Source organism: Curtobacterium sp. MCLR17_042, from assembly GCF_003234695.1.
In the GTDB taxonomy this organism is placed as follows: Bacteria; Actinomycetota; Actinomycetes; order Actinomycetales; family Microbacteriaceae; genus Curtobacterium; species Curtobacterium flaccumfaciens.
In genome coordinates, this window is the sequence record NZ_QKTD01000004.1 from 1 (window position 1) to 24,243 (window position 24,243).

The following is a 24,243-nucleotide window of genomic DNA, read 5'->3' on the forward strand; positions in this document are numbered from 1 at the left end:
GCCGGAGGACCTGGCCGCCGCGCACCGCTACCCCCGCAGGGACTCCACGGCCTTCTCGATCCGCCGGGCACGGGTCTCCGGGGCCTTCGCTTGCGTGACCGGGTCGGCGAGCGCCCGCTGCCGCGAGTTCGACAGCGTGTCGAACGCCGCACGCACGCCGGCCTCCTGCAGCGCGGCGGCCAGGTCCTCCGGCAGGTCGACGGTCCGGGGCAGGGTGTCGACCTCGAGCGAGACCTCGACCGTGTCCCCGGCGGCGATCCCGGCGGCCTCACGGTGGGCGGCCGACAGCGGCACCAGGAACTGCTCGTCCATGACCCCGACGGTGGAGCGGTAGGTGTAGCCCCGATTGATCGTGACGACCACCGCGGGGCGCTTGCCGGATCCGAGCGCCTCGATGACGGACTCCGGGACGGGGAGTCCGGTCGCCGTCTTCCGTGCTTGCAGGACCGTCGTCGTGAACCGCATCCGTGCCTCCAGGCCTGGTCTGGGCGCGACCCTGTGCCCAGAACGAGCAAAGCGTACAGCCGCACCCGCTGTTCCGCCGTCGTTCACCACCGGAGCACGGGCCGGAAACCGGCCGCGTCCACGATCGACCAGAACCCGGACACCCGGTCCCCGCAGCACCTTCCTCCCCACCCGAAAGGCCCACCCGTGCAGCACAAGCGCACCCTGGCCGGCATCGCCCTGGCCGCCGCCGCAGTCGTCACCCTCGCCGGATGCTCCTCGACGAGCTCCGCCAGCACGAGCAAGGGCGACGCCGACTGGAAGACCACCACCAGCGCCCAGTCCGCCGGCGGCATGGACGCCCTGGTCAAGGCCGCCAAGGCCGAGGGCCAGCTCAACGTCATCACGCTCCCGCCGACGTGGGCCAACTACGGCAAGATCATCGACGGCTTCACCAAGAAGTACGGCATCAAGATCAACTCCGCGAACCCGAACGGCTCGAGCGCCGACGAGGTCGCCGCGGTCAAGTCGCAGAAGGGCCAGTCCACCGCCCCCGACGTGCTCGACCTCGGGAACGCCGTGCTGCAGGAGAACCTCGACCTGTTCGCCGACTACAAGGTCGCGAACTGGGACGACATCCCCACGAACCTGAAGGACGAGGACGGCGCCTGGACGCGTGACTACACCGGCCTGATGTCGATCGGGTACGACTCGTCGAAGATCTCCGACGCCCCGAAGGACATGACGGACCTGCTCGGCTCCGAGTACAAGGGCAAGGTCTCGATCGGCGGCGACCCGACGCAGGCGAACCAGGCCGCGTCCGCGGTGTACCTGGCGGCGCTGGAGAACGGCGGCTCGGCCGACGACATCACCAAGGGTGTCGACTTCTTCGGCAAGCTCAAGCAGGCCGGCAACTTCCAGAACGTGCTGCCGACGCAGGCCACCGTCGCCTCGGGTGAGACCCCGGTCGTCGTCCAGTGGTCGTACAACAACCTGGCCTGGGGCCCGGCGGCGGGCGCGAGCGGCAACAAGGACTGGAAGACCGTCGTCCCGAAGGGGCAGGCGCTCGGCTCGTACTACTCGCAGGCCATCAACAAGGACGCCCCGCACCCCGCGGCCGCCCGCCTGTGGGAGGAGTACATCGCCAGCCCCGAGGTCCAGAACCTGTACCTGCAGGCCGGCGCCTTCCCGTCCACCCTCGCCGCGCTGACGAAGTCGGGCAAGGTCGACCAGGACGCCCTCGACGCCGCCGGTGGCGCACCGAAGGACTACGTCGAGCTGACCGACGCGCAGGTCGCCGACGCCGCCAAGGTGCTCAAGGCCAAGTGGTCCTCGACGATGGGGTCCTGAGCAGCATGACCACCGCATCGGCAGACGCGCCCGCGGCGAGCGGCGCAGCCGCGACCGACGCCGCACCGGCGACGAGCGCGACGAGCGCGACGAGCCCCGTGCGCCCGACGTCCGCACGCGCGTCCGCCGATGCCGTCCGACGCGGCGCCGGACCCCGTGTCCGGCGCCGCGTCGGCCTCGCCTGGCTGGGGCTGACGCCCTTCGCCGCCTACGTCCTGCTGTTCCTCGCGGTCCCCGCCGTGATCGCGATCGGCAGCGGTTTCTTCGACGGCTCCGGAGCGTTCACGTTCGCGAACCTCGCGGCCTTCGCCGACCCATCCGTGCTGCAGGCGTTCGGCGGGTCGTTCGGCCTGTCCGCCGCCTCCGCGGTCATCGGTGCCGTGCTCGGCGCGGTCGTCTGCTGGGCGCTCTCGGCACTGCGGCCGGACGGACTGGTCCGGTCGATGATCGACTCGGCCGCCAGCGTCCTCGCCCAGTTCGGCGGGGTCATGCTCGCGTTCGCGTTCATCGCCACGATCGGCGTGCAGGGCCTCGTCACGACGTGGTTGGTCACGGTCTTCCACGTCGACCTCAACGCGGACGGCGCCTTCCTGTACACGGTGCCCGGGCTCGTGATCCCCTACGTCTACTTCCAGGTGCCGCTCATGGTCCTCACGTTCATGCCCGCACTCGAGGGTGTCAAGGCCCAGTGGGGCGAGGCCGCCGCGACCCTCGGGGCCTCGCGCCTGACGTACTGGCGCCGGATCGCGTTGCCGGTCCTGGCGCCGGCGTTCTGGGGGTCGCTCCTGCTGCTGTTCGCGAACGGCTTCTCGTCGTTCGCCACCGCCGCGGCCCTCATCTCGCAGGGCGGCATCGTGCCGCTCACGATCCGCACGCAGCTCACCAGCGAGACGCTCGCCGGCCTGCAGAACGTCGCCGGGGTACTCGCCTTCGGCATGGTCGTCGTGATGGCGGTCGTGATGGGCGCGTACTCGCTGCTGCAGCGCCGTGCCGCGAGGTGGCAGCGATGAGCGCGGCGGCCCCGGTCCGTCCGGTCCGCCCGGCGCAGCCGGTTCGGCTCGGAGGCCCGTCCCGCGTCCGCCGCTTCGGCACGGCCCCGTCCCGTGGTGCGGCAGCGATCGTGCTCACCGCGATCGGGCTCCTGTTCGCAGTCCCGCTGGTCGCCCTGCTGCAGTTCACCTTCCGGCAGGGCACCGACGGCGGGCTCACCTTCGCGCACTGGGCGGCGATCGGTGACCCGGCCAACGCGTTCACCTACCAGCCGGTGTTCGACGGGCTCGGGGCGTCGCTGCTCATCGCCGTGATCACCGTCGGGATCGTGCTGCTCGTCCTGCTGCCCGCCCAGATCATCACCGCGCTCCGCTACCCCAGGCTCCGGAGCATCCTGGAGTTCGTCTGCATCGTGCCGATCACCGTGCCGGTCGTGGTGCTCGTCGTCGGGTTCATCCCCGTGTACCAGGTCGTCTCGCAGGTCTTCGGGTCCGGCTCCTGGACGCTGGCGTTCGCGATCGGCATCATCACGCTGCCGTTCGCGTTCCGCCCGATCGCCGCTGCCATCACCGCGACGGACCTGATCGTCCTGTCCGAGGCGGCCCGCTCACTCGGTGCCTCGTGGTGGACCGTCACCTGGCGCGTGCTCCTGCCGAACCTGCGCCGGGGCATCACCGCCGCGTGCTTCCTCACGATCACCGTGGTCCTCGGCGAGTACACCCTCGCCGCGTTCCTCTCCCGCAGCACGTTCCAGACCGGGCTCGTGCTCGTGCAGGGGACCGACCCGTACGTCGCCGCGATCTTCTCGGTCGTCGCGCTCGCGTTCGGCTTCGTGCTGCTCGTCCTCATCGGCCGCATCGGGACCCGTCGCACGGGCCGAGTCCGCCGCACCCGCACCACCCGTCGTCCCCGCCTCAAGGAGTCCGCATGACCGTCACCGCTCCGGCAGCCCCGGCGTCCCTCGCCACCACCGGTGCCGTCGTCGAACTCCACGCCGTCGAGAAGCACTACGGCGCACACCGTGCACTCGCCGGACTGTCCCTCCGCGTCGAGCCGGGGGAGTTCGTCTCGCTCCTCGGGCCGTCCGGTTGCGGCAAGACGACGGCGCTCCGCGCGCTCGCGGGCCTCGAGGCCATCGACGCCGGCTCGATCCGCATCGACGGCCAGGACGTCGCCGACACCCCGGTCAACAAGCGCGACATCGGCATGGTGTTCCAGCAGTACTCGCTGTTCCCGCACATGACGGTGCGGCAGAACGTCGCCTTCGGCCTCGAGATGCGCCGGGTCCCCGCGGCCGAGCGCAAGAGCCGCGTGGTCGAGGCCCTCGACATGGTCCGCCTCGGCGAGTTCGCCGAGCGGTACCCGCACCAGCTCTCCGGCGGGCAGCAGCAGCGCGTCGCCCTGGCCCGTGCCCTGGTCACCCGCCCCCGGGTGCTCCTGCTCGACGAGCCGCTGTCGGCCCTCGACGCGAAGGTCCGGGTCTCGCTGCGCGACGAGATCCGCCGCATCCAGAGCGACCTCGGCATCACCACCGTGTTCGTGACGCACGACCAAGAGGAAGCGCTCGCCGTCTCCGACCGGATCGCCGTGATGCAGGCGGGCGACATCGAGCAGGTCGGCACGCCCGAGGAGCTCTACCGCACCCCGTCGTCGGCCTTCACGGCGGACTTCGTCGGGCAGTCGAACCGGCTGCAGGGCGACCTGCGCGGGGGCGACGTCTTCGTGTACGGCTTCCGGGTGCCGGCCCTCGACTCCTCGGCTCCGGACGGGCCGGTGCTCGCGTACGTCCGGCCGGAGGACATCGCCTTCGCCCCCGAGGGCATCACCGGCACCGTCGTCACCTCGAGCTTCCTCGGATCGATCCGCCGCACCACCGTCCGCCTGGACGACGACACCGTCGTGACCGTCCAGCACGAGGTCGGTGACCGCCGGACCACCGGCGACCCCGTCGCCGTGCGCCTGCTCGGCGCACCGGTCGCGGTCGCGCCGCTCGCGTAGCTCCACCCCCCCCCGAAAGCGACAGATCGCGCTCGCGACCGCGCTCACCGTCGCGAAAGCGACAGATGGGCGCGGATGCTTCGCGGACTTCTGTCGCTTCGGCGGGGTGGGCGCGACCGACGGCGGACTGGAGGCCCGTGGCGGCCTGGCACCGCGCCTCCAGACCGGTGGGGTCAGCGCTGGAAGCGCGCCTCGCGCTCGTCGGCCAGCCCGGCCTCGACGCGTGCCCGCATGTTCTCCGACATGTCGGGCAGGGCGTCGAGCCGAGCCCAGAACGCCTCGGTGTTCTCGCCGTCGGCGGGGTTCGGCGTGCCGGAGACGTACCGACAGGCGAAGACCAGGTCGAGGTACTGCGATCGGTCGCCGTTCGGGTAGGTCATCTCGGGCAGCACCTGGACCCAGGCCAGGCGTTCGGCGACGGCGACGACGTCGGCTTCTTCCAGGACCTCGCGTTCGGCGGCGACGGCGGGTTCCTCGCCCGGGTCGACGATCCCGGTGACCGGCGTGTACGCGCCCGTGTCGGCCCGCCGCACCACGAGCAGTTCGCGATCGGCGCCGGAGCCGCGGGTCACGATGGCGCTCACGCCCGACAGCCAGAGCGGCGCCGTGCCGATCTTCTCGCGCAGGGACAGGACGAAGTCGGGGGTCGGCATGCCTCCACGCTACCCACACGACCCCTGTCGCAGACTGGTCATGACCAGTAGGCTTGCCGTGTGGAGATCATCATCCTGCCCACGCCGGACGAGGTCGGTCGCGTCGCCGCGGCCAAGATCGCGTCCGTCGTCGCCAAGAAGCCGTCCGCCGTCATCGGTCTCGCCACCGGATCCAGCCCGCAGGGCATCTACACCGACCTGCAGCGCCGGGTGCAGGCGGGCGAGATCTCGTTCGCCGAGGCCCGTGGGTTCGCCCTCGACGAGTACGTCGGCATCCCGCTCGAGCACCCCGAGTCGTACGCGGCCGTGATCGCCCGCGACGTCGTGGCGCCGCTCGGCTTCGACGCCTCGCGCGTGCGTGTGCCGGACGGCCGTGCCGCCGACCTGGAGTTCGCGGCCAAGGAGTACGACGCCGCGATCCGTGCCGCGGGCGGGATCGACGTGCAGATCCTCGGCATCGGGGCCAACGGCCACATCGGGTTCAACGAGCCGACGTCGTCGTTCGCCTCGCGTACCCGCATCAAGACCCTCGCGCCGTCGACCCGTGACGCGAACGCGCGCTTCTTCGACTCGCCCGAGCAGGTCCCGACGCACTGCATGACGCAGGGGCTCGGCACCATCCTCGAGGCCCGCGAGCTCGTCCTCGTCGCGCAGGGCGCGTCGAAGGCGGCGGCCGTCGCCGCTGCGATCGAGGGGCCGCTCAGCTCCTTCGTGCCCGGTTCGGCCCTGCAGCTGCACGAGCACGCGACCGTCGTCGTCGACGAGGAAGCCGCCGCCGGGCTGCAGCTCGCCGACTACTACCGCTACACGTACGCCAACAAGCCGGCCTGGCAGCGGTTCGAGTAGGCGGGTGGCTCGGGTTCAGGCCCTGGCCGCTGCGGCGAGGCGGCTGAGCCCCTCGTCGAGGGTCTCCGCCGAGCACCCGAAGTTCAGCCGCGCGAAGCCCCGGCCCTGCCGTCCGAACGCCGGGCCGGAGCCGAGCGCCACCTTCGCCCGGTCGACGAGCTCCGCCGCGGGGTCGTCGCCCCACGGCAGCGCCCGCAGGTCGAGCCACGCCAGGTACGACGCCTGCGGCTGCCGGTACTCGGCACCGGGCAGCACGTCGCCGATCCGCTCGGCCAGGGTCCGGCGGTTCGCCGCGAGCTCGGTGAGCAGTGACGCCAGCCACGGCCCGCCCTCGCTGAAGGCCGCGACGCTCGCCGTGTAGCCGAGGATGCCGGTGCGCTCGACGACCTCGGTCGGCAGTCCGTCGAACCAGGCGCGTGCCCGCTCCGAGGCGCCGATCATCATCGCGCACTTCGTGCCGGCGAGGTTCCAGGCCTTGCTCGCACTCGTCAGGGCGACGCCGAGGGACGCGGCCTCGGGGCAGGACTCCAGGAACGGCGTGAACACCGCGTCGGCGTGCACGAGCGGCGCGTGGATCTCGTCGGACACCACGACGGCGTCCCACTCGGCGGCCAGCTTCGCGAGTGCGACGAGCGACGAGCGGTCGTGCACCAGGCCGAGGGGGTTGTGCGGGTTGCAGAGCAGCACCGTGCGGGCTCCGTCGGCGAACGCCTGCGCGATGCCGTCCAGGTCCATCCGCCAGCCGGCCGTGGTGTCGAAGGGGTCGGCCGGGCCTGCGGGGGCGAGCAGCGGGACCTCGGTGACGGTGCCGCCGGCCTCGGACACGTACTCCCAGAACGGCGGGTACACGGGCGGCATGATGACGACCTGGTCGCCCGGCTCGATGACCCGGCGCAGCACCTCGACCGCCGCGACCGACACGTCCGTGGTGGTGCGGACCAGGTCGGGGTCGACCCGCCATGCCCACCGGCTCTCGGCGAAGTCGGCGAACGCTTCGGGCAGGGCCCGTCCGTGCCCGACGTACCCGGTGTCGCCGTTCGTCACCGCCGTGACCAGGGCGTCGCGGATCGGTTCGGCGAGCATGCTGTCCATCTCGGCGACGAACATGGGGAGCACGTCCGGCGGGTAGGCCGTGTACTTCTCGCTCGTGCGGGACCGGTACGCATCGAAGACGGACACCATGACGCTCATGCGCCCATCCTGACAGCGAGGCACGCGGGGCGCGAGGGTGGTGGTCAGGCCGGGCGGAGGCCCGCCAGCAGCACCTCGACGTAGCGCTCGGGGTCGTGCACCCGGGAGCCACCCGCCACAGCGGCCACCCGCATCCCGCACAGCAGCCGTCGCAGGTCGTCCGCGTCGACGTCGGCACGCACGAGCCCCTCGGCCCGTGCCCGTGCGAGCAGCGCGTCGACGGACTCGACCAGGTCGCCCGCGAGCGCCGCGGTGTCGGCGCACGAGAACCCGCCGTTCGTCAGCAGGTCGCCGAGGGCCGCGTCGTCGACCATGCTCCGGAACGCAGCCGTCACGACCCCCCGGAGCGCGTCCACCGCGTCGGGCAGCGCGACGGCGACACGGACGAGGTCGAGCATGTCCTCGAGCGCGTCGATCGCGAGCGCCTCGAGCAGGTGCTGCTGCGACGGGAAGTGCCGGTAGGCGGTCCCGACACCCACACCGGCGTCGTGTGCAACGGCGTTGAGCAGCGGCTGCTCGCCCCGCTCGACGAACGACCGGGCGACGTCGAGCAGCGCGGTCCGGTTGCGTTGCGCATCGGAGCGCAGCGCTTCGGGTCGGGCCATCGCGATCGTCATACGGACAGTCTATCCGCTTGTGCTAGCCTTCCGGATGGATCATCCGATTCCAGGCGACGAGTGAGCAGGAGACGACCATGGACACGTTCGAGTGGGAACCGTCCGTGATGCCCGACCAGCGCGGCCGGACCGTGGTGGTCACCGGCGCGACCGGCGGACTCGGGCTGGTGGCCGCGACCCGACTCGCAGCCGCCGGAGCACGCGTCATCGCGGCGGTCCGCAACCCCGACAAGGCGGCTCGCGTCCTGCCCGTCGGCCTGGAGGCGCGGGTCGTCGACACCGCGTCGGTCGCCTCGGTCACGGCGTTCGCCCGGCAGCTCGTGGCGGACGGCATCGTCGTGGACGCCCTCGTCAACAACGCCGGCGCGACGCTGGGCGCGTTCGGGTTGACCGACGAGGGCATCGAACGCACCTGGGCCACCAACGTCGTCGGGCCGGCCGTGCTCGCCGACGCGATGCTCCCGGTGCTCGGCGGACCGTCGCCCCGGGTCGTCCTCGTCGGGTCGAACCTGTCGCAGCGCACCCGCCGCGTGCCCGCACCGGGCGGGGTCGACGATCCGAGCGACTACTCGCAGCTCGCCGTGTACACCGACTCGAAGACGGCGGCGACGGCGCTCGCGGTCGACCTCGGTGAGCGGCTCCGCGCGGCCGGCTCGGACGTCCGCTCGGTCATCGCACACCCCGGCATCGCGGCGACGGGGATGAACGACCAGGCCGAGACCCTCGCGCAGCGCCTCGGCGGCATGATCGCGCGCAGCATGGCCCGGACCGCGGAGGACGGCGCTCGCTCGACGCTCTGGTCGGCCACCGCGCCGGACGTCGCCGAGGGGGTGTTCGTCGGGCCGGCGCTGCGACGTGGTGACCGGCGGCTGCACGTCGTGCCCGTCCGCGGGACCGCCACCGACCCGGTGTTCCGGCAGCGGGTCCGCACCTTCGTCGACGAGGTCGCCGCCCGCACCGTCGTCTGACCGGGCGGGGCCGGGCCCGTCGCCGAACCCGACGTGAACAGCGGGAGAGCGCTCGGTGACGCGGGCGGCGTCCCCCGTCCGAGGGGGCTAGCGTCACCGATGTGAACCGATCTCGCGTGCACCGTCGCCCGCTCGTCCGTCCGCTCCCGCTCGCCGCGGTGGCCACGATCGCCGCACTGCTGGGCACGGGGATCGTCGCCGCGCCGGCCGTGGCCTCGCCCTCGACGCAGGCCGGGCGCACCGTCAGCGATCCCGCGCGGTACGTCGACCCCTTCATCGGCACGAGCAACAACGGCAACACCTGGCCCGGGGCCACCGCGCCGTTCGGCATGATGCAGTGGAGCCCCACGGGCACCGCGGGCGACCAGACGTCGACCCCGGTCGCGAACGGCTACTCGTACGACGTGAACCGGCTGCGCGGCTTCAGCCTGACGCACCTGAACGGTGCCGGGTGTGCTCCCGGGGCTGCCGGTGACGTGCCGATCATGCCGGTCACGACCCCGGTCACGACCTCGCCGTCGGCCGACTCGAAGGACGCCGTCTACGCCGCCGGGTACTCCCACGACCAGGAGTCCGCGAGCCCCGGCCGCTACGGCGTCACGCTCGACAACGGCGTCCGCACCGACCTGGCCGTGACCACCCGTGCCGGCGTCGGCGCGTTCACGTTCCCGGCCGGGAAGGACGCGAACCTGCTCTTCCGCACGTCGAACTCGATCAACGGCAGCGAGGCCGCGATCACCCGCGTCGACCCGCGCACCCGCACGGTCAGCGGCAGCGTCCTGACCGGCGGCTTCTGCAGCCGCCGCGCGAACGGCGGCGGCGCCACCAACCCGGACCGCCGCAGCTACTACCGCCTCTACTTCACCGCGACCTTCGACACGGCGTTCGCGAGCACCGGCACCTGGAAGGACGGCACGGTCCAGCCTGGAGGCACGTCCTCCTCCGGTGGGGAGGGCTACCTGACCGGCGCCGACCGCGCCGGACGCGGCTCCGGCGCGTGGGTCGGGTTCGATGCGCGTCGCGGAGCGACGGTGCAGGCGAAGATCGGCATCTCGTACGTGAGCGCGGCCGGAGCGGTCGCGAACCGTGACGGTGAGGTGACCAAGCGCTCGACCGTCGCCAGCGTCGCAGCCGGCACACGGGCCTCCTGGAACCGTGAACTGTCGCGCCTGCGCGTCGGTGGCGGCACGGCGGACCGGACCACCCAGCTGTACACGTCGGTCTACCACGCACTGATGCAGCCGAACACGCTGAACGACCGCGACGGTCGCTACCTCGGGCCCGACCTGCGGGTGCACCGGATGGACCGCGGACACCGAGCCGTCTACGGCACGTACTCCGGGTGGGACCAGTACCGGGCGCAGATCCAGCTGCTGGCCTTGCTGCGGCCGGACGTCGCCGGGGACATGGCGCAGTCGATGCTGCGGTTCGCCGAGCAGAACGGCGGGGTGTGGGACCGATGGCTGCACCTCGGAGCGCCGACGCACGTGATGACCGGCGACCCCTCGGCCGCGACGCTCGCCACCTGGTACGCCATGGGCGTCCGGAACTTCGACGTCCGCGCCGCCTACGCCTCGCTCAAGCACCAGGCGACGGTCGAGAACGCGGACGCCGAGAGCGACATCGGGTGCCCGGGGCAGTGCCTGGCGCAGCGACCCGCACTCGACGAGTACCTGGAGCGGCAGTACGCGGCGAACGACGACTGCTCCTGCTGGGGTGGTGCGGCCGAGACCCTCGAGGACTCGATCTCCGACAGCGCGCTCGGGTACTGGGCCGGTTCCCTCGGGCTGCGCTCCGACGCCCGGATGTTCGCGGAGCGTGGGTCCTACTGGAAGAACACCTTCAACGCCGCCGTCGGATACCAGGCCGCGCGGCAGGCGGACGGCTCGTGGACGCCCGACTGGTCGCCCTCGACCGGCACCGGGTTCGCGCAGGGCACCAGCGCGCAGTACACCTGGCTCGTGCCGCAGGACGTGCAGGGGCTGTCGAGCGCGCTCGGCGGTGACGACGCCGCAACCGCTCGGCTCGACGACTTCTTCCACGACAGCACCGGTGCGTTCGCGGTCACGGGTGGCGACGCCACGAAGTTCGACCCGACGAACGAGCCCGACATCCACACGCCGTGGATGTACAACGCGCTCGGCAAGCCCTGGAAGACGCAGGAGACCGTGCGGCAGGTCGTGGACGACGCCTACTCGACCGGCCCAGGCGGCCTGCCGGGCAACGACGACCTCGGCACGATGAGCGCCTGGTACGTCTTCGCCTCGATCGGCCTGTTCCCGCAGACGCCCGGGCGAGCGGAGATGCTCATCGGCAGCCCGACGTTCAGCACGGTCGACATCCGGCGCTCGAGCGGCGAGCGGGTCCTCATCCGGTCGTCGGGGACCGCGCCGTACGTGCAGGGCGCCCGGTTGAACGGGTGGACGCACGAGCGGTCCTGGGTGCCGGCGTCGTTCGTCACCCGGGGCGGCACGTTGTCCCTGCGGGTCGGGGAAACGGCGGACACGTCGTGGGCGAGTGGCCAGCGGGGGCGCCCGATCGACCGCTGAACACCGCTTGACACACCGTACTTCAGCGGTGATATGTTGACCTCCTCGGGGAACACGAGGGGGCACCATGGGGGATCTGACGGTCGACCTGCCGACGATGCAGGCGGTCGCGCGAGCGGTGGGGCAGGCGGTGACCGACCTCCGCTCTGAGCGCCCGTTGTCCGGCTCGGACGGCGGTGCGTTCGGCTCGGGGGCGGTCGAGTCCGCGTTCGCGGCGTCTGCCAGGGCGCACGACGCGATGATCCGTTCCCTCGGTGACGACGCGGACACGCTGCGCGACTACGTGACCGCCGCCGCCGAAGCGCTCCTGCGCGCGGATGCCGACCTCGCCCGGCGGGTGCGGTGAGCGCGGACCCCGTCTCGGGCGACCCGGACGGCATCCAGCGGATCGCCCGTCGGCACGACGACCACTCGGACGCGGTCCGTGACGGTGCCCGGCACGTGCTCGTCGCCGCGGAGCACGCGGCGTCCGGCTGGGCGGGGCGGGCGCAACAGCGGTTCCTCCTGACGGCGGCGGCGATGCCGGCGAGTGCCCAGCGCGTCGCGGCGCGGCTGGACGCGGCGTCGGCCGCACTCGCCACCTACGCGCGCCAGGTGCGGGAGATCCAGGACGACGCCGCGAGCCTGCAGACGACCCGGCGGAACACCGCGGACGACATCGCGGCCAACGAGCGGGCGATCCGCGATGCCACCGTGGTGGCGTCCGGACCGGATGCGGTCGAGTCGGACCGTGCGCTCCTGCAGCAGCTGGAGCGCAGCGGCGAGTGGTTGGCAGCGCTGGACGCTCGGCTGACGGCGCAGTGGGACGAGCTCGTCGCCCGCCGAGCCGCAGCCGACCGAGTGGCGGCCTCCGCGCTCGAGGACCGGTCGGTGCTCGGCAAGCTGGTCTCCGCCACGGTCGTGTCCGCGATGAGCGACGGCCAGTTCCTCACGTGGCTCGGCACGCTCGACCCGGAGACCGTCGCCGCGCTCGGTGACGACGCACGGGTCGCCGAGCGGCTCGCCGGACTCGACCCTGCGCAGGTGGCCGGGTGGTGGCAGGCGATGTCGGGCGTCGACGGTGTGCCGTCCGCCGTCCAGCGGGCGTTCGTCGTGGCGATGCCGGCGGTCATCGGCAACCTGAACGGTGTCGCCTCCTGGGCGCGGGCACGGGCGAACACGACGGTGTTGGCTGACCGGCTCGCACACGCGCGGAAGCAGGTCCGCTACTGGCGTGGGCGGCACGACGCCGCCCGGAACCCGGCCGAAGCGGCGACGGCACGGGAGCAGCTACTCGTCTGGGAACGGCAGCGCGACGCCTACCGGAACATCCAGGACACCCTCGCCACGACACCGGTCTCGCTGGTGGCACTCGTCGACGACCGTCCCCCGCTCGCGCAGATCGTCGCGGGTGACCTCGACCGTGCCACGCACGTCAGCGTCATCGTGCCGGGCATGAACACCGCGACGTACCAGGACGGCACGGTGCAGGACTACGGAGCGATCGCCATCGGCATGCGTGCTGCGCAGGTTCGGGTGTCCGGTGCCCGCGCGGGCGACGTGGCCGTCCTGTCCTGGATCGGCTACCACCCGCCGATGGCCGACGACCCGTCGTTCCGGTCCGTCCTGGCGAACGACCGCGCGCGAGCGGGCGCCGAGCGACTCGTCGCCGACCTCGACGGGTTCCACGCGGCACGAGCGGCCGCCGGGCGGGACGCCGATCTGACCGTCATGGGGCACTCCTACGGGACGACCGTGGCGACCATCGCCCTGACGAAGACCCACGCCGACCACGTGGTGCTGCTCGGCTCGGCCGGTGTGACGGACGCCGTACCGAACGCGTCCATGCTGCACGTGCCCGAGGGGCAGGTCTTCGCCAGCCAGGGCGCGAAGGACGGCTGGGCCGTCACCGGGCAGAACCTGTCCGGTCGGCGTGACCCGACCGAGTCCACGTGGGACGCGCACGCGTTCAGCTCCGAGACCGAGGGCCGTGGGTCGGACACCCTGCACGGCGTCACCCGCCACGGGCCGTACGACGGCGATGACGACGACGGCCGGTACTCGTACTTCGACAACGGGACCACCGCCCAGCACAACGCTGCACGAGCGGCGATGGGACACGGGGACGAGATCCCGGAGCGAGGCCGCCCCTTCGACCGGATGCGGCAGCAGACCAAGGACGACTGGCTCATGTACGGCTGGCAGACCGGGGGCACCGGTGACCCGACGCTCTGAACGGTCGTGGGCGGCACTCGCCGGAGCCCTGGTGGTCACCGCACTCCTGACCGGGTGCACCGGCCCCGCCCCGGACTCCCCGATGCAGAAGGACACGTCAATGAACGTCGAACAGTCGCACCAGGACGTCCTGGACATCTTCGCCGCCGTGCGCTCGGTCGTCGGGCAGGACGGCTGGGGCGACGACGAACCCGCGTGGTTCATCTGCGGCACCGGCGACCAGGAAGCCGCCCAGTACTCGTACTCGGCCGCACGCAGGCTCCCGCTCCCGGGCACGCCCGACCAGGTTGCCCAGCGCGTCACGAAGGCGCTCGCTGCGATCGGGTACGACGGAGCCCGCGTGCAGCACGACGACACGCTGACGCCCGAGCGCACCGTCGTCAGCTACCCGAACGGCTACCTCGGTGGGACGGCCGGGGACGGTTTCGCCGTCCTGTTCCAGGCGTACGAGTCCCATGCGGACGTGTCCATCTACGGGCACTGCGTCCCCGGCCGGGCCCCACGGTTCGGTGAGCCGCTCAACCCCCGCCCGACCGACCTGCCGTGACGTGTCCGAGCGAGCCGTCTGCGCCGTGCGCGCTTCAGCGCAGCTCGCGCCCGCCGCCCCAGACGCGCTCGACCTCGAGCGACGGCGTCAGCGCCACCATGTCGGCGGCGAACCCCGGCGCCAGCCGACCCAGACGGTCGCCGAGCCCCAGCGCGCCGGCCGGCACGCTCGTCAGCGCCGCCACGGCCTCGGGCAGGGTCCGCCCGGCGAGCGAGACCGCGTTGCGGAGCGCCACGTCCTGCGTCAGCGTCGACCCCGCGATGGTCTCCGTCCCCGCCACGTGTGCGACGCCGTCGGTCACCGTGACGTCGAGCGACCCGAGCCGGTACGAGCCGTCCGCAGCGCCGGCGGCACCCATCGCATCGGTGATCAGCGCCACCCGACCCGGCGTCGCCCGGAAGAGCGTGTCCGCCACGACCGGGTGCACGTGCACGGCGTCCAGGATGAGTTCGAGCGTCACGCGGTCGTCCGACACGGCGGCGCCGATCGGCCCCGGTGCGCGGTGGTGCAGCCCGGGCATCGCGTTGCAGGCGTGGGTCAGGATCGTCGCGCCGGCGTCGAACGCGGCCCGCGCCTGGTCGTACGTGCCGACCGTGTGGCCGACGGCGACCGCGACGCCGGCGTCGACGAAGCGGCGGACGGCGTCGAGCGCTCCGGGCAGCTCGGGCGCGATCGTGACCTGGCGGATGACACCCTCGCCCGCTTCGAGCAGGGCGTCGACCGCGGCGGGGGTCGGCTCGATCAGGAACGACTCGTTGTGGGCGCCCTTGTTGTGCGGGGACAGGAACGGTCCCTCCAGGTGCACACCGAGCACGAGCGGGTCGGTCGCCATCACGGCGCGGACGTGGGCCAGCGACGCCGCGAGCGCGGGGACCGGGTTCGCGACGAGCGACAGGACGGAGCGGGTCGTGCCGTGCGAACGGTGCATCGCGAGCGAACGGTCGAACGAGTCGTCCTCGTACGCCTCGGTCGCCCCACCGTGCCCGTGCAGGTCCACGAATCCGGGCGTCAGGACCGCGTCGCCCAGGTCGACGACCCGGTCGGCCACGGGGGCCTCGGGGCCGGAGCCGGTCGCGTGGATCGTGTCGCCGACGACCAGGACCCAGCCGTCGGCCGTGGTGCCGGCCGCGTCGACGACGCGGGCAGCGCGGACCAGCGTGCGCTGGGCCTCCTGGCCGGTCTGGAGGCCCGTGGTGCTCATGCGGTCTCCTTGCGGAACGCGATCACGCCGCTCAGGGCGGCGATCACGATGAAGACGATGCCGACGACCGGGTGGCCGATGGAGATCCAGGTCGCGCCTGCGGCGACGACCAGGGCGACCTCGACGATGGTCTTGCCGACGATGTCGGTCTCGATCGGGGAGCGCGGCGACCGGAAGAAGTACCAGACGACCGCGGCGAACAGCGGAGCCCCGACCATGAACAGGTAGCCGGGGAGCGGGAGCTGCCACGACCAGTAGCCCCAGAAGGCCAGGGACAGCAGGCCGAACACCATCACGGCGATCCGCAGGATCATCCAGGCCTCGAACCGCCGTCGCGGCTGCCGGACGGCTGCCGGGTCGGGGACCGATTCCCAGTCGACGGGGGACTGTGGGGCGTTGGTCATGGTGCTGCCTACTTGAAGATGATGGTGCGGGCGCCGTCGAGCAGGACGCGGTCCTCCGCGATCCAGCGCACCGCCTGGGTGAGCGTGCGGGACTCTTCGTCCTGCCCGATGGACACCAGCTCGGCCGGTTCCTTGGTGTGGTCGACGCGGACGACGTTCTGCTCGATGATCGGGCCCTCGTCGAGGTCGCTCGTCACGAAGTGCGCGGTCGCACCGATGAGCTTCACCCCGCGGGCATGCGCCTGCCGGTACGGGTTCGCGCCCTTGAAGCCGGGCAGGAACGAGTGGTGGATGTTCACGGCGCGGCCCTCGAGCGCTGCGCAGAGTTCGGGCGACAGGATCTGCATGTAGCGGGCGAGGACCACGAGCTCGATGTCGTGCTCCTCCACCGCCTGCAGCACACGCCGCTCCATCTGCTCCTTCGACTCGGCGTCGGTGACCGGACGGTGCTCGAACGGCACGGAGTAGAACGCGGCGAGCTCGGACAGGTCCGCGTGGTTCGACAGCACGAGGGGGACCTCGATCGGCAGCTGTCCGCCGCGTTGCCGGTAGAGCAGGTCGTTCAGGCAATGGCCCGCCTTCGACACGAGCACGAGGGTGCGCAGCGGACGACCGACGACGTCGAGCTGGACGCGGGCGTCGTAGCGGGCGGCGACGGGGGCGAGCGCGGCCTCGAAGGCGGCGCGGTCCACCGGCGCCATCACCTGCAGGCGCATGAAGAAGGTGTTCGTGTCGGCGCTGGAGAACTGCTGCGACTCGGTGATGTTGCCCTGGGCGGCGACGATCGCTCCGGAGACGGCGTGCACGATCCCGGGCTGGTCGTCGCAGACGAGCGTCAGGGTCCAGTGCGTGGGGGTCGGGTCGGTCACCGGATCAGGGTACCGGCCGCGGGGGAGGTGCTTCGTGAGCAGGAATGGTCGAGTGCGCCGCGGCGACTCGACCATTTGTGCTCACGAAGCGTCAGCGGCGGGCGCGGCGGTAGTGGCGCGCCCGGCGTCAGCGTCCCGCAGGCGGCGGTCGGCCAGGGTCAGCAGCGTCAGGAGCACCGCGACGCCGAGGATCACCCACGCCAGCACGTGCAGGTCCGGCGTCGTCGGGGCCTGGCCGAACACGCCACCGATGAGCGAGGACGCCGCGATCGCCCCGATGTACACCGCGGTGCGCGACAGCCCGGCCGCGGTGCCGATGTACTCCGCGGGGACGAGCCGGTACAGGGCCGCCTGGTTCGACACCGACGCCAGGGCCTGCGGCACCCCGAACAGCGCCGGGGTCAGGGCGAGCAGGACGACGGGCGACCCGGTGTGCAGGAAGAGCAGGAGCACACCGCCCAGGATCGGCACCAGCGCGGCGACGACGAGCGGCCCGCGGATCGCGGTCTTGCGTGCGACCACGAACGAGGCCACCCCGGCGACGATCGCGGCCGGCAGCTGGATGTAGCCGGCGACGTCGCTCGGGTAGCCCGCGACGTCCTGCACCCACTGCGAGAACCCGTAGGTCATCGTGTAGGCGAGCAGGTAGGTCAGGAACAGGCGGCCGTAGGTCCGGGACAACGCGCCGTTCCGGGCGAGCAGCCGCACGTCGACGAACGGTCGCACGGCCCGCAGCTCCCACACCACCAGGGCGACGAGCAGCACGACGGCCACCGCGAGCAGCCACCACAGCCCGGCGGACAGGTCGAGCAGGAAGACGAGCAGCGCCGAGACGGTCCCGGTCATCAGCACCATGCCGAGCGGGTCGAGCGCCTGCAGTACCGGCAGCGCGGCGTCGTCTCGCGGACGCAGCCGGTCGGACGGCAGCCAGAGCGTCGCCACGACGATGCCGAACACCGCGAGCGGCACGTTCACCAGGAAGATCGCGTGCCAGCCGAACGCGGCGATGAGCGCCCCACCGAGTGGCGGGCCGGCGGCGGCGGACACGAGCGACGTGATCGACAGCGCCCCGAGCACGAGCGGCGGCGTCGGCTTGCCGATCCGGGCGGAGTGCTGCCGGAGCGTGGTGAGCGCCGCCGGGTACGCCGACGACGTCCCGATGCCGATGAGCACCCGGGCGAACACGGCGCCGCCGAACCCGGTCAGGACCTCGGGCACCACCCCGGCGATCCCGACGATGACGAGCCCGGTCAGGAACACTTTCTTCGGGCCGAACCGGTCGGCGAGCTTGCCCATCGTGGGCTGCGCGATCGCACTCGCCAGGTACAGGGCCGCGACGAGCCAGATCGCCTGCGCCGCACCGATGCCCAGGTCGCGGGAGATCGGGGTGAGGGCGACCGACACCATCGTGGTGTTGATCGGGTTGAGCAGGGGCCCGACGAGCACCGGGATGAGGAGCTTCGGGCCGAAGCCGCTGCCCGTGGTCGTGTCGGGGGTCGTGGTGGTGGTGGACGTGAGGGCGCTTCTTCCGGTTGCAGGGCTGGGCGAGGGGTGCGCGGGTCAGGGATCGACGATCGGCCCGAGCAGGTCCATCGCCCGCGCGACGACGCGGCGGTCCGCCTCGGGCAGGGTCGCGAGCCGCTCGGCGAGCTCGCGGTTCCGCGCGGCCCAGGCGGCCTGGCGGGCGTCCCGACCGGCCGCCGTCGCGTTGACGATCGACCGCCGGCCGTCCGTCGGGTCGGGCTGCCGCTCGGCCAGGCCGAGGTCGACGAGGGCCTGGACGGTCGCGCCCATCGACTGCGGTCGGACACCCTCGGCTCGGGCCAGGTCGGCGATGGTGGTCGGCCCGTACCGCAGCAGGCGTCCGAGAGCGGCGGTCTGCGACGCCGTGACGTCGTCCGACTTCGAGACCAGCAACGACCGCCGCAGGCGTCCGTGCATCGTCAGGACGGCGTCGGCCAGGTCGGTCGGGTCGGTCTCCGATGCGTCGGTCACGCCCGGAGGCTAGTCCGTCACCAGCCCGCCTTGCAAGTTTGCCTTCTGATGTTGCTCAGGGAACGGCGGACCCGTCGTCGCCCGCGTCCGGCTCGAGCAGCGGGAGCAGGGTCGCCGAGATCGGTTCCGCACCGTCGCCGAACCACGCGTTGCTCGCCCGGACGATCGGGTGGGCGCGTGCCAGCAGCGCCTCGCCCTGGTCGGTCAGCCGCATCCGGGAGGCCCGTCCCCGGCCCGGTGCGGCGCCCCGCTCCACGAGTCCCCGCGTCGAGAGCCCCCCGACGAGCGTCGTCATGCTCTGCGGTCGGACGCCGACCGCTCGCGCCAGGTCGGCCTGGCTGAGCTCGCCCGCTGCCGCGAGCTGGATGAGCGCCCCGAACTCCACGGGCGTCAACCCGAGCGGCGCCAGCTCGGCCGCGAGCCGCCGGGAGAGCGTCCGTGCGGCCCGGATCACCGTCCACGCCACGATGCCGTCGACGTCGTCGCGCGGGGCTGGGAGTTCCTGGGGCACGGGGTGATCGTACCGGCGTACGTTCTGGTATCAGAAAACTGATACCAAAAGGGGTCGGCGGGACGAGGAGCAGACATGGGCGAGATCGTGGCGGTCACCGGTGTGACCGGGGACGTCGGGGGCAAGACGGCGGAGCTGCTGCGGGCGGCCGGGGTGACGGTGCGAGCCGTGGTCCGGCGGCCCGAACAGGTCGACGCGCTCCGGGCGCGGGGCATCGACGGACGCCTGGCCGACCTGGGCGACGAGGACGCCCTCACCGCGGCGCTCGAAGGGGTCGACCGGTTCTTCCTCGTGACGCCGGTCAGCCAGCGGCAGCGCGAGCAGGGCACCACCGGGGTCCGTGCGGCGCAGCGTGCAGGGATCGGCCGGATCGTGCAGCTGTCGGGCGGGGACGCCGCCGAGCACTCCCCGATGTCGTGGGCGAGCGCCGCCTGGCACATCGACCGGCGCGTGCGCGAGAGCGGGCTGGCGTGGACGATCCTGCACCCCTCGTCGTTCATGACGAACGTGCAGCCCTCGGCGCCGGCGATCCGACGGGGGTGGTTCCCGCACACCACGGGCCGCGGGGTGATCGGCTGGATCGACACCGAGGACATCGCCCGGACCGCCGCCCGGGTGCTGACGGAGGACGGCCACGACAGCACCGAACCGGTGCTCACCGGCCCGGACCTGCTCGACGCGCGCGGTGTCGCCACCGCGCTCGCCACCGGGCTCGGCCGACCCGTGCGCGCCCTGCACCTGCCGAGCCGGGTCTACGCCGGCGTGCTGCGCGTGAGCGGCGTGCCCGCGTGGCAGGCCGAGGGGCTCCGGCAGCAGTTCGGCCGGGTCGTCCGCCGCGGCCTCGACGGTGTCGACGTGATGAGCGACGACGTCCTGCGCATCACCGGCACCGCACCCCGGAGCCTGGCCGACTGGGCGCGAGCCCACCGCGACGACCTGCTGGGGTGACCCGCCGCACCGGAGGTGATCCGGGCCTCCAGGCCGTGGGCCGTCAGCGCGACGTGAGCGTGACGACCAGGTGTTCCTGCACGTAACCGAGCCAGTCGTAGACGTCGCGCAGGCCGACGCCCGCGTCGGCCTCGACCGAGCGTTCCTCGTCGTCGGCGTCCTCGATGCCCAGCCGATCGGCGATCGTCAGCCGCAGGTCGGTGAGGGTGCGGAGCCACGCCTGCTCGTCCTCGGCGTCGAGCGAACCGTCGCGGGTGCCCGTCAGCCAGTCGTGCACGATCGAGGCGTTCGTCGTCTTCTGCGTGAGCAGGTCGGACTGCGTGTACTTCCGGAACTCCGCGCTCGCCGCGTCGTCGCCGGGGTAGGCGTCCGGGAACATCCGCTCGCTGAGCGGGTCGGTGGACAGGTCGCCGCCGAGCACCTGCCGCAGCTGCTCGGTGAGCGAGGCGAGCAGGTCGCGCTCGCCGGAGGACAGGCCGAGGTGGACGCCGTCGGCGCGGCGGACGAACGGGATCACGCTTCGGGGGCCTTGTCGACGGTCGCCTGGAGTCCGTAGCCGTGCATGGACTGCACGTGGGCCTCCATCGACTCGCGCGGGCCCGTCGCCACGATCGCCCGGCCGTCGTCGTTCACCTGGTGCATGAGCCGCTCGGCCTGCTCGCGTGAGAACCCGAAGTGCCGCTGGAAGACGTAGGTGACGTACGACATCAGGTTCACCGGGTCGTCCCACACCACCGTGACCCACGGGGTGTCCGCCCGCGCACTGGTCCGTTCGTCCGTGGTGGTCCGTTCGTCCACGTCGGGCGAGAGCAGCGTCATGCATCCAGGGTGACACAGGGTGCGGTGGCTCGGTACGATCGTCAGGTCGCGACTGGCGTTGGATGGGTCACCATCGGGGAGCGACAAAGACACGGTGCGCGGCCGTACGCCTGGGCTGCACCGACCGACCGTCCGAGTGCGACCAGCTGGTCGTCCGCACACCGTAGGAGTCCCGTGTCCATTGCCGATCTGCCCCCGTTCGTCTCCGATTCGGCCGAGGTGGCCGAGCAGGCCGCCGCCCGCGCCGCCTTCAACGCCCCGCTCACCGAGGTCGACCCCGAGATCGCCGCCGTCCTGCAGCAGGAGCTCGGACGCCAGCGCGACACCCTCGAGATGATCGCGTCCGAGAACTTCGTGCCGCGCGCCGTGCTCGAGTCGCAGGGCTCCGTGCTCACCAACAAGTACGCCGAGGGCTACCCGGGCAAGCGCTACTACGGCGGCTGCGAGTACGTCGACGTCGCCGAGCAGCTCGCCATCGACCGTGCCAAGGCGCTCTTCGGTGCCGAGTACGCGAACGTGCAGCCGCACTCCGGCGCGACGGCGAACGCGGCCGTCCTGCACGCCATCGCCTCGGCCGGCGACACCATCCTCGGCCTCGAGCTCGCGCACGGCGGTCACCTGACCCACGGCATGAAGCTCAACTTCTCGGGCCGCATCTACAACGCCGTGGCGTACGGCGTCGACCCCGAGACGTTCGAGGTCGACTACGACGACATCCGCGCGAAGGCCATCGAGCACCAGCCGAAGGTCCTGATCGCCGGGTGGTCCGCCTACCCGCGCCAGCTCGACTTCGCGAAGTTCCGCGAGATCGCGGACGAGGTCGGTGCGAAGCTCTGGGTCGACATGGCGCACTTCGCCGGCCTCGTCGCCGCCGGGCTGCACCCGTCCCCGGTCCCGCACGCCCACGTCGTCTCGTCGACGGTCCACAAGACCCTCGGCGGCCCCCGCTCGGGCATCATCCTGTCGAACGACGAGACCCTGTTCAAGAAGCTGAACTCCGCGGTCTTCCCCGGCCAGCAGGGCGGCCCGCTCATGCACGTGATCGCCGCGAAGGCCACCGCGTTCCTGCTCGCCGGCACCCCGGAGTTCAAGGACCGTCAGGAGCGCACGATCCGCGGCGCCCAGGCCCTCGCCGCCCGTCTGACCGCCGACGACGCCAAGGCCGCGGGCATCGACGTGCTCACCGGCGGCACCGACGTGCACCTGGTGCTCGTCGACCTGCGCGCGTCCGAGGTCGACGGCAAGCAGGCCGAAGACCTGCTGCACGAGGTCGGCATCACCGTGAACCGCAACTCCGTGCCGTTCGACCCGCGCCCGCCGATGGTCACCTCGGGTGTCCGCATCGGCACCTCGGCGCTGGCGACCCGTGGCTTCGGCGACGCCGAGTTCACCGAGGTGGCCGACATCATCGCGCTGACCCTCATGCCGAACCCGGACGTCGCAGCACTCTCGGCGCGGGTGAAGGTCCTGACCGACGCGTTCCCGCTCTACGCGTGAGCGGTTCGGTCAGCGCGGCGCTCCCGCGCGAACTCTGGGCCGGTGAGGGTAGTGCCGTCCGCATCGACGGCACCGCCCTCGCCGCCCGGACGCTCGACGAACTCCGGGGCCGGATCGACCGCCTGCACGAGCACGGCATCCGTCCGGGCCTCGGCACGATCATGGTCGGCTCGAACCCCGGCTCGATGTCCTACGTCGCGGGCAAGCACCGCGACTCGGCGTCGATCGGGCTCGACTCGCACCGCATCGACCTGCCCGAGACCGCGTCCGCTGCCGACATCCGGGCTGCGATCCTGCAGATGAACGACGACCCCCGGGTCACCGCGTTCATCGTGCAGCTCCCGCTGCCGCAGGGCATCGACCCGACGCCGATGCTCGAGCTGATGGACCCGTCGAAGGACGCCGACGGCCTGCACCCGACGAACCTCGGCGAGCTCGTGCTCGCCGTGCCCGGTGGTGCCGGCACGATCGACGCACCGCTGCCCTGCACGCCGCGGGGCATCGTCGCGATGCTCGACGCGTACGAGATCCCGATCCGCGGTGCGCACGTGACGATCATCGGCCAGGGGCTGACCGTCGGACGGCCGCTCGGCCTGCTCCTCACGCGGCTCGAGGCGACCGCGACCCTGACGCACTCGCTGACCGCCGACGTCGCCGCGGAGTGCCGTCGCGCCGACATCATCGTCGCCGCGGCCGGGGTCGCCGGGCTCGTCAAGCCCGACTGGGTGCAGCCCGGTGCCGCCGTCATCGACGTGGGGATCACCCGCGTGGTCAACGAGGAGACCGGCAAGGCGAAGCTGCACGGCGACGTCGACCCCGCGGTCGCGTCGGTCGCGGGCTTCCTGTCGCCGACTCCCGGTGGCGTCGGGCCGATGACCCGCGCGATGCTCATGAAGAACGTCGTCGAGGCCGCCGAGCGCCAGCTGTCGTAGCGCGGGCGGTCGCGTGGCTCGCGCGCCGATGGTGTGCAGCAATGGTCGGGTGGCGTCATCGCACCCGACCATTGCTGCTCACGAAGTGCGCCCAGCCGGTGCTACGGTCGCGGCATGGGGGACGAACGACTGCAGACGACGCCGGTGATGCGAGCCCGGCCCGAGCCGTCGCAACTGACCAAGGACGCCCGGTGGCTGATCGTCATCGTGGCGATCTGCGTGCTGTTCCAGGCTCCGGGGTCCACCTGGGCGACGACCTTCGTGCACGCCGGCCAGGAGTACACGTTCACGTCGGAGCCCTGGCCCGGATGGACGCTCGCGACGGTGGGGTTCGCGGTCGCCGGGTTCGTCGTCGCGATCGCCCGCCGTGGTGCAGCCCGCTTCGACGAGCACACCGTGATGGGCCTGACCCTGGCCGCCGTGCTCGGGACCACCGCCCTGGTGTGGTTGCTCATGCCGGCGCAGACCGCGTGGGTGGAGTGGGCCGTGGAGCACGGTCGGACGCACCCGTTCGTGCTCGGGAACGTGGTGGAGTACGTCCGGTACGCGGACTACCTCGGCTGAGTCGGCGGGGCGCGGCGGTCGGGGCGCTTCCGTTCTTCTGCGCTGAGCGACAGTCCACGGGCCGATCGCCGCGTGAACTGTCGCTCAGCGCGAAACGTCGAGCGGCCGAGCGGCCGAGCGGCCGAGCCCGCCGCAG

26 protein-coding genes and 1 riboswitch are annotated in these 24,243 nt (G+C 72.3%); of the genes, 14 read left to right on the plus strand and 12 right to left on the minus strand.

Annotated features, from left to right (window positions below):
* Window positions 1–27: 27 nt before the first annotated feature.
* Window positions 28–465 carry a YdeI/OmpD-associated family protein gene (locus DEJ02_RS05695; protein WP_111032297.1) on the minus strand — a complete coding sequence of 146 codons (438 nt, stop codon included), beginning with the start codon at window positions 463–465 and terminating at the stop codon, window positions 28–30.
* Between the two features lie 186 nt (window positions 466–651).
* Between DEJ02_RS05695 and DEJ02_RS05700 the strand changes: the two genes are divergently transcribed.
* From DEJ02_RS05700 to DEJ02_RS05715, 4 genes are read left to right on the plus strand one after another with little or no spacing between them, the layout of a single operon-like run.
* On the plus strand, window positions 652–1,794 hold the full coding sequence (locus DEJ02_RS05700) for an ABC transporter substrate-binding protein (protein ID WP_111032298.1): 1,143 nt from the start codon (window positions 652–654) through the stop codon (window positions 1,792–1,794).
* Between the two features lie 5 nt (window positions 1,795–1,799).
* Window positions 1,800–2,804 (plus strand): ABC transporter permease subunit, encoded by a 1,005-nt coding sequence (locus DEJ02_RS05705; protein ID WP_258378670.1) that lies wholly within the window; start codon window positions 1,800–1,802, stop codon window positions 2,802–2,804.
* Window positions 2,801–3,715 (plus strand): ABC transporter permease, encoded by a 915-nt coding sequence (locus DEJ02_RS05710; protein WP_111032300.1) that lies wholly within the window; start codon window positions 2,801–2,803, stop codon window positions 3,713–3,715. The genes DEJ02_RS05705 and DEJ02_RS05710 overlap by 4 nt, the downstream gene beginning before the upstream one ends.
* Entirely contained in the window at window positions 3,712–4,782 is a 1,071-nt protein-coding gene (locus DEJ02_RS05715; RefSeq protein ID WP_111032301.1) for an ABC transporter ATP-binding protein, read from the plus strand. The genes DEJ02_RS05710 and DEJ02_RS05715 overlap by 4 nt, the downstream gene beginning before the upstream one ends.
* Window positions 4,783–4,955: 173 nt before the next feature.
* Here DEJ02_RS05715 and DEJ02_RS05720 read toward each other — a convergent pair whose 3' ends face one another.
* Window positions 4,956–5,435, minus strand: coding sequence for an NUDIX domain-containing protein (locus tag DEJ02_RS05720; protein WP_017888122.1), 480 nt, complete (start codon window positions 5,433–5,435; stop codon window positions 4,956–4,958).
* A gap of 60 nt (window positions 5,436–5,495) precedes the next feature.
* On the opposite strand from DEJ02_RS05720, the gene nagB reads away from it, so the two are divergent.
* Window positions 5,496–6,281: a glucosamine-6-phosphate deaminase gene (nagB, locus tag DEJ02_RS05725; RefSeq protein ID WP_111032302.1), complete on the plus strand. Its 786-nt coding sequence runs from the start codon at window positions 5,496–5,498 to the stop codon at window positions 6,279–6,281.
* 15 nt (window positions 6,282–6,296) lie between these two features.
* On the opposite strand, the gene DEJ02_RS05730 is transcribed toward nagB, so the two are convergent.
* Both DEJ02_RS05730 and DEJ02_RS05735 read right to left on the minus strand, forming a co-directional pair.
* The gene (locus tag DEJ02_RS05730) at window positions 6,297–7,472 is read right to left on the minus strand and encodes a MalY/PatB family protein (protein WP_111032303.1); all 1,176 of its coding nucleotides are present in this window, start codon (window positions 7,470–7,472) and stop codon (window positions 6,297–6,299) included.
* A gap of 44 nt (window positions 7,473–7,516) precedes the next feature.
* Window positions 7,517–8,089 (minus strand): TetR/AcrR family transcriptional regulator, encoded by a 573-nt coding sequence (locus tag DEJ02_RS05735; RefSeq protein ID WP_111032304.1) that lies wholly within the window; start codon window positions 8,087–8,089, stop codon window positions 7,517–7,519.
* A gap of 77 nt (window positions 8,090–8,166) precedes the next feature.
* Between DEJ02_RS05735 and DEJ02_RS05740 the strand changes: the two genes are divergently transcribed.
* From DEJ02_RS05740 to DEJ02_RS05760, 5 genes are all read left to right on the plus strand, one after another.
* The gene (locus DEJ02_RS05740; protein ID WP_111032305.1) at window positions 8,167–9,057 is read left to right on the plus strand and encodes an SDR family NAD(P)-dependent oxidoreductase; all 891 of its coding nucleotides are present in this window, start codon (window positions 8,167–8,169) and stop codon (window positions 9,055–9,057) included.
* A 101-nt stretch (window positions 9,058–9,158) separates the two neighbouring features.
* On the plus strand, window positions 9,159–11,606 hold the full coding sequence (locus DEJ02_RS05745; protein ID WP_258378671.1) for a GH92 family glycosyl hydrolase: 2,448 nt from the start codon (window positions 9,159–9,161) through the stop codon (window positions 11,604–11,606).
* 67 nt (window positions 11,607–11,673) lie between these two features.
* Window positions 11,674–11,952, plus strand: coding sequence for a hypothetical protein (locus DEJ02_RS05750; protein WP_111032307.1), 279 nt, complete (start codon window positions 11,674–11,676; stop codon window positions 11,950–11,952).
* Window positions 11,949–13,820: an alpha/beta hydrolase gene (locus tag DEJ02_RS05755; protein ID WP_111032308.1), complete on the plus strand. Its 1,872-nt coding sequence runs from the start codon at window positions 11,949–11,951 to the stop codon at window positions 13,818–13,820. The genes DEJ02_RS05750 and DEJ02_RS05755 overlap by 4 nt, the downstream gene beginning before the upstream one ends.
* Window positions 13,804–14,367, plus strand: a complete 564-nt coding sequence (locus tag DEJ02_RS05760; RefSeq protein ID WP_258370510.1) for a hypothetical protein — start codon at window positions 13,804–13,806, stop codon at window positions 14,365–14,367. Before DEJ02_RS05755 ends, DEJ02_RS05760 begins: the two co-directional genes overlap by 17 nt.
* 34 nt (window positions 14,368–14,401) lie before the next feature.
* Here DEJ02_RS05760 and nagA read toward each other — a convergent pair whose 3' ends face one another.
* From nagA to DEJ02_RS05790, 6 genes are all read right to left on the minus strand, one after another.
* The gene (gene nagA, locus DEJ02_RS05765; protein WP_111032309.1) at window positions 14,402–15,568 is read right to left on the minus strand and encodes an N-acetylglucosamine-6-phosphate deacetylase; all 1,167 of its coding nucleotides are present in this window, start codon (window positions 15,566–15,568) and stop codon (window positions 14,402–14,404) included.
* Entirely contained in the window at window positions 15,565–15,972 is a 408-nt protein-coding gene (locus DEJ02_RS05770) for a YrdB family protein (protein WP_084740750.1), read from the minus strand. Before DEJ02_RS05770 ends, nagA begins: the two co-directional genes overlap by 4 nt.
* 8 nt (window positions 15,973–15,980) lie before the next feature.
* Window positions 15,981–16,841, minus strand: coding sequence for a formyltetrahydrofolate deformylase (purU, locus tag DEJ02_RS05775; protein WP_110861849.1), 861 nt, complete (start codon window positions 16,839–16,841; stop codon window positions 15,981–15,983).
* Window positions 16,842–16,922: 81 nt separating this feature from the next.
* Window positions 16,923–18,287, minus strand: a complete 1,365-nt coding sequence (locus DEJ02_RS05780) for an MFS transporter (RefSeq protein ID WP_111032310.1) — start codon at window positions 18,285–18,287, stop codon at window positions 16,923–16,925.
* Between the two features lie 114 nt (window positions 18,288–18,401).
* Window positions 18,402–18,836, minus strand: coding sequence for a MarR family winged helix-turn-helix transcriptional regulator (locus DEJ02_RS05785; protein ID WP_111032311.1), 435 nt, complete (start codon window positions 18,834–18,836; stop codon window positions 18,402–18,404).
* 55 nt (window positions 18,837–18,891) lie between these two features.
* Entirely contained in the window at window positions 18,892–19,347 is a 456-nt protein-coding gene (locus DEJ02_RS05790) for a MarR family winged helix-turn-helix transcriptional regulator (RefSeq protein ID WP_111032312.1), read from the minus strand.
* A gap of 75 nt (window positions 19,348–19,422) precedes the next feature.
* On the opposite strand from DEJ02_RS05790, the gene DEJ02_RS05795 reads away from it, so the two are divergent.
* Window positions 19,423–20,295 carry an NAD(P)H-binding protein gene (locus DEJ02_RS05795; RefSeq protein ID WP_111032313.1) on the plus strand — a complete coding sequence of 291 codons (873 nt, stop codon included), beginning with the start codon at window positions 19,423–19,425 and terminating at the stop codon, window positions 20,293–20,295.
* 43 nt (window positions 20,296–20,338) lie between these two features.
* Here DEJ02_RS05795 and DEJ02_RS05800 read toward each other — a convergent pair whose 3' ends face one another.
* Window positions 20,339–20,812 (minus strand): DUF2017 family protein, encoded by a 474-nt coding sequence (locus DEJ02_RS05800; protein WP_111032314.1) that lies wholly within the window; start codon window positions 20,810–20,812, stop codon window positions 20,339–20,341.
* Window positions 20,809–21,114 carry an ATP-dependent Clp protease adapter ClpS gene (clpS, locus tag DEJ02_RS05805; RefSeq protein ID WP_071404706.1) on the minus strand — a complete coding sequence of 102 codons (306 nt, stop codon included), beginning with the start codon at window positions 21,112–21,114 and terminating at the stop codon, window positions 20,809–20,811. The genes DEJ02_RS05800 and clpS overlap by 4 nt, the downstream gene beginning before the upstream one ends.
* 38 nt (window positions 21,115–21,152) lie before the next feature.
* A riboswitch (ZMP/ZTP riboswitch) is annotated at window positions 21,153–21,237 on the plus strand.
* Between the two features lie 96 nt (window positions 21,238–21,333).
* Here clpS and glyA point away from each other — a divergent pair.
* The 3 genes from glyA (at window position 21,334) to DEJ02_RS05820 (ending at window position 24,107) form a co-directional block, all read left to right on the plus strand.
* Window positions 21,334–22,611, plus strand: coding sequence for a serine hydroxymethyltransferase (gene glyA / locus DEJ02_RS05810; RefSeq protein ID WP_017888107.1), 1,278 nt, complete (start codon window positions 21,334–21,336; stop codon window positions 22,609–22,611).
* Window positions 22,608–23,543, plus strand: coding sequence for a tetrahydrofolate dehydrogenase/cyclohydrolase catalytic domain-containing protein (locus DEJ02_RS05815; RefSeq protein ID WP_071404707.1), 936 nt, complete (start codon window positions 22,608–22,610; stop codon window positions 23,541–23,543). Before glyA ends, DEJ02_RS05815 begins: the two co-directional genes overlap by 4 nt.
* A 114-nt stretch (window positions 23,544–23,657) precedes the next feature.
* Window positions 23,658–24,107, plus strand: coding sequence for a hypothetical protein (locus tag DEJ02_RS05820; RefSeq protein WP_111032315.1), 450 nt, complete (start codon window positions 23,658–23,660; stop codon window positions 24,105–24,107).
* The last annotated feature ends 136 nt before the right edge of the window (window positions 24,108–24,243 follow it).

Bases quoted from the DNA above. Each gene is read 5' to 3' on its own strand.
- DEJ02_RS05705 (WP_258378670.1), top strand. From the start codon at position 1,800: ATGACCACCGCATCGGCAGACGCGCCCGCGGCGAGCGGCGCAGCCGCG.
- DEJ02_RS05770 (WP_084740750.1), bottom strand. From the start codon at position 15,972: ATGACCAACGCCCCACAGTCCCCCGTCGACTGGGAATCGGTCCCCGAC.
- DEJ02_RS05750 (WP_111032307.1), top strand. From the start codon at position 11,674: ATGGGGGATCTGACGGTCGACCTGCCGACGATGCAGGCGGTCGCGCGA.
- DEJ02_RS05720 (WP_017888122.1), bottom strand. From the start codon at position 5,435: ATGCCGACCCCCGACTTCGTCCTGTCCCTGCGCGAGAAGATCGGCACG.
- DEJ02_RS05715 (WP_111032301.1), top strand. From the start codon at position 3,712: ATGACCGTCACCGCTCCGGCAGCCCCGGCGTCCCTCGCCACCACCGGT.
- DEJ02_RS05695 (WP_111032297.1), bottom strand. From the start codon at position 465: ATGCGGTTCACGACGACGGTCCTGCAAGCACGGAAGACGGCGACCGGA.
- DEJ02_RS05735 (WP_111032304.1), bottom strand. From the start codon at position 8,089: ATGACGATCGCGATGGCCCGACCCGAAGCGCTGCGCTCCGATGCGCAA.
- DEJ02_RS05730 (WP_111032303.1), bottom strand. From the start codon at position 7,472: ATGAGCGTCATGGTGTCCGTCTTCGATGCGTACCGGTCCCGCACGAGC.
- nagA (WP_111032309.1), bottom strand. From the start codon at position 15,568: ATGAGCACCACGGGCCTCCAGACCGGCCAGGAGGCCCAGCGCACGCTG.
- clpS (WP_071404706.1), bottom strand. From the start codon at position 21,114: ATGACGCTGCTCTCGCCCGACGTGGACGAACGGACCACCACGGACGAA.
- DEJ02_RS05795 (WP_111032313.1), top strand. From the start codon at position 19,423: ATGGGCGAGATCGTGGCGGTCACCGGTGTGACCGGGGACGTCGGGGGC.
- DEJ02_RS05740 (WP_111032305.1), top strand. From the start codon at position 8,167: ATGGACACGTTCGAGTGGGAACCGTCCGTGATGCCCGACCAGCGCGGC.
- DEJ02_RS05820 (WP_111032315.1), top strand. From the start codon at position 23,658: ATGGGGGACGAACGACTGCAGACGACGCCGGTGATGCGAGCCCGGCCC.
- DEJ02_RS05710 (WP_111032300.1), top strand. From the start codon at position 2,801: ATGAGCGCGGCGGCCCCGGTCCGTCCGGTCCGCCCGGCGCAGCCGGTT.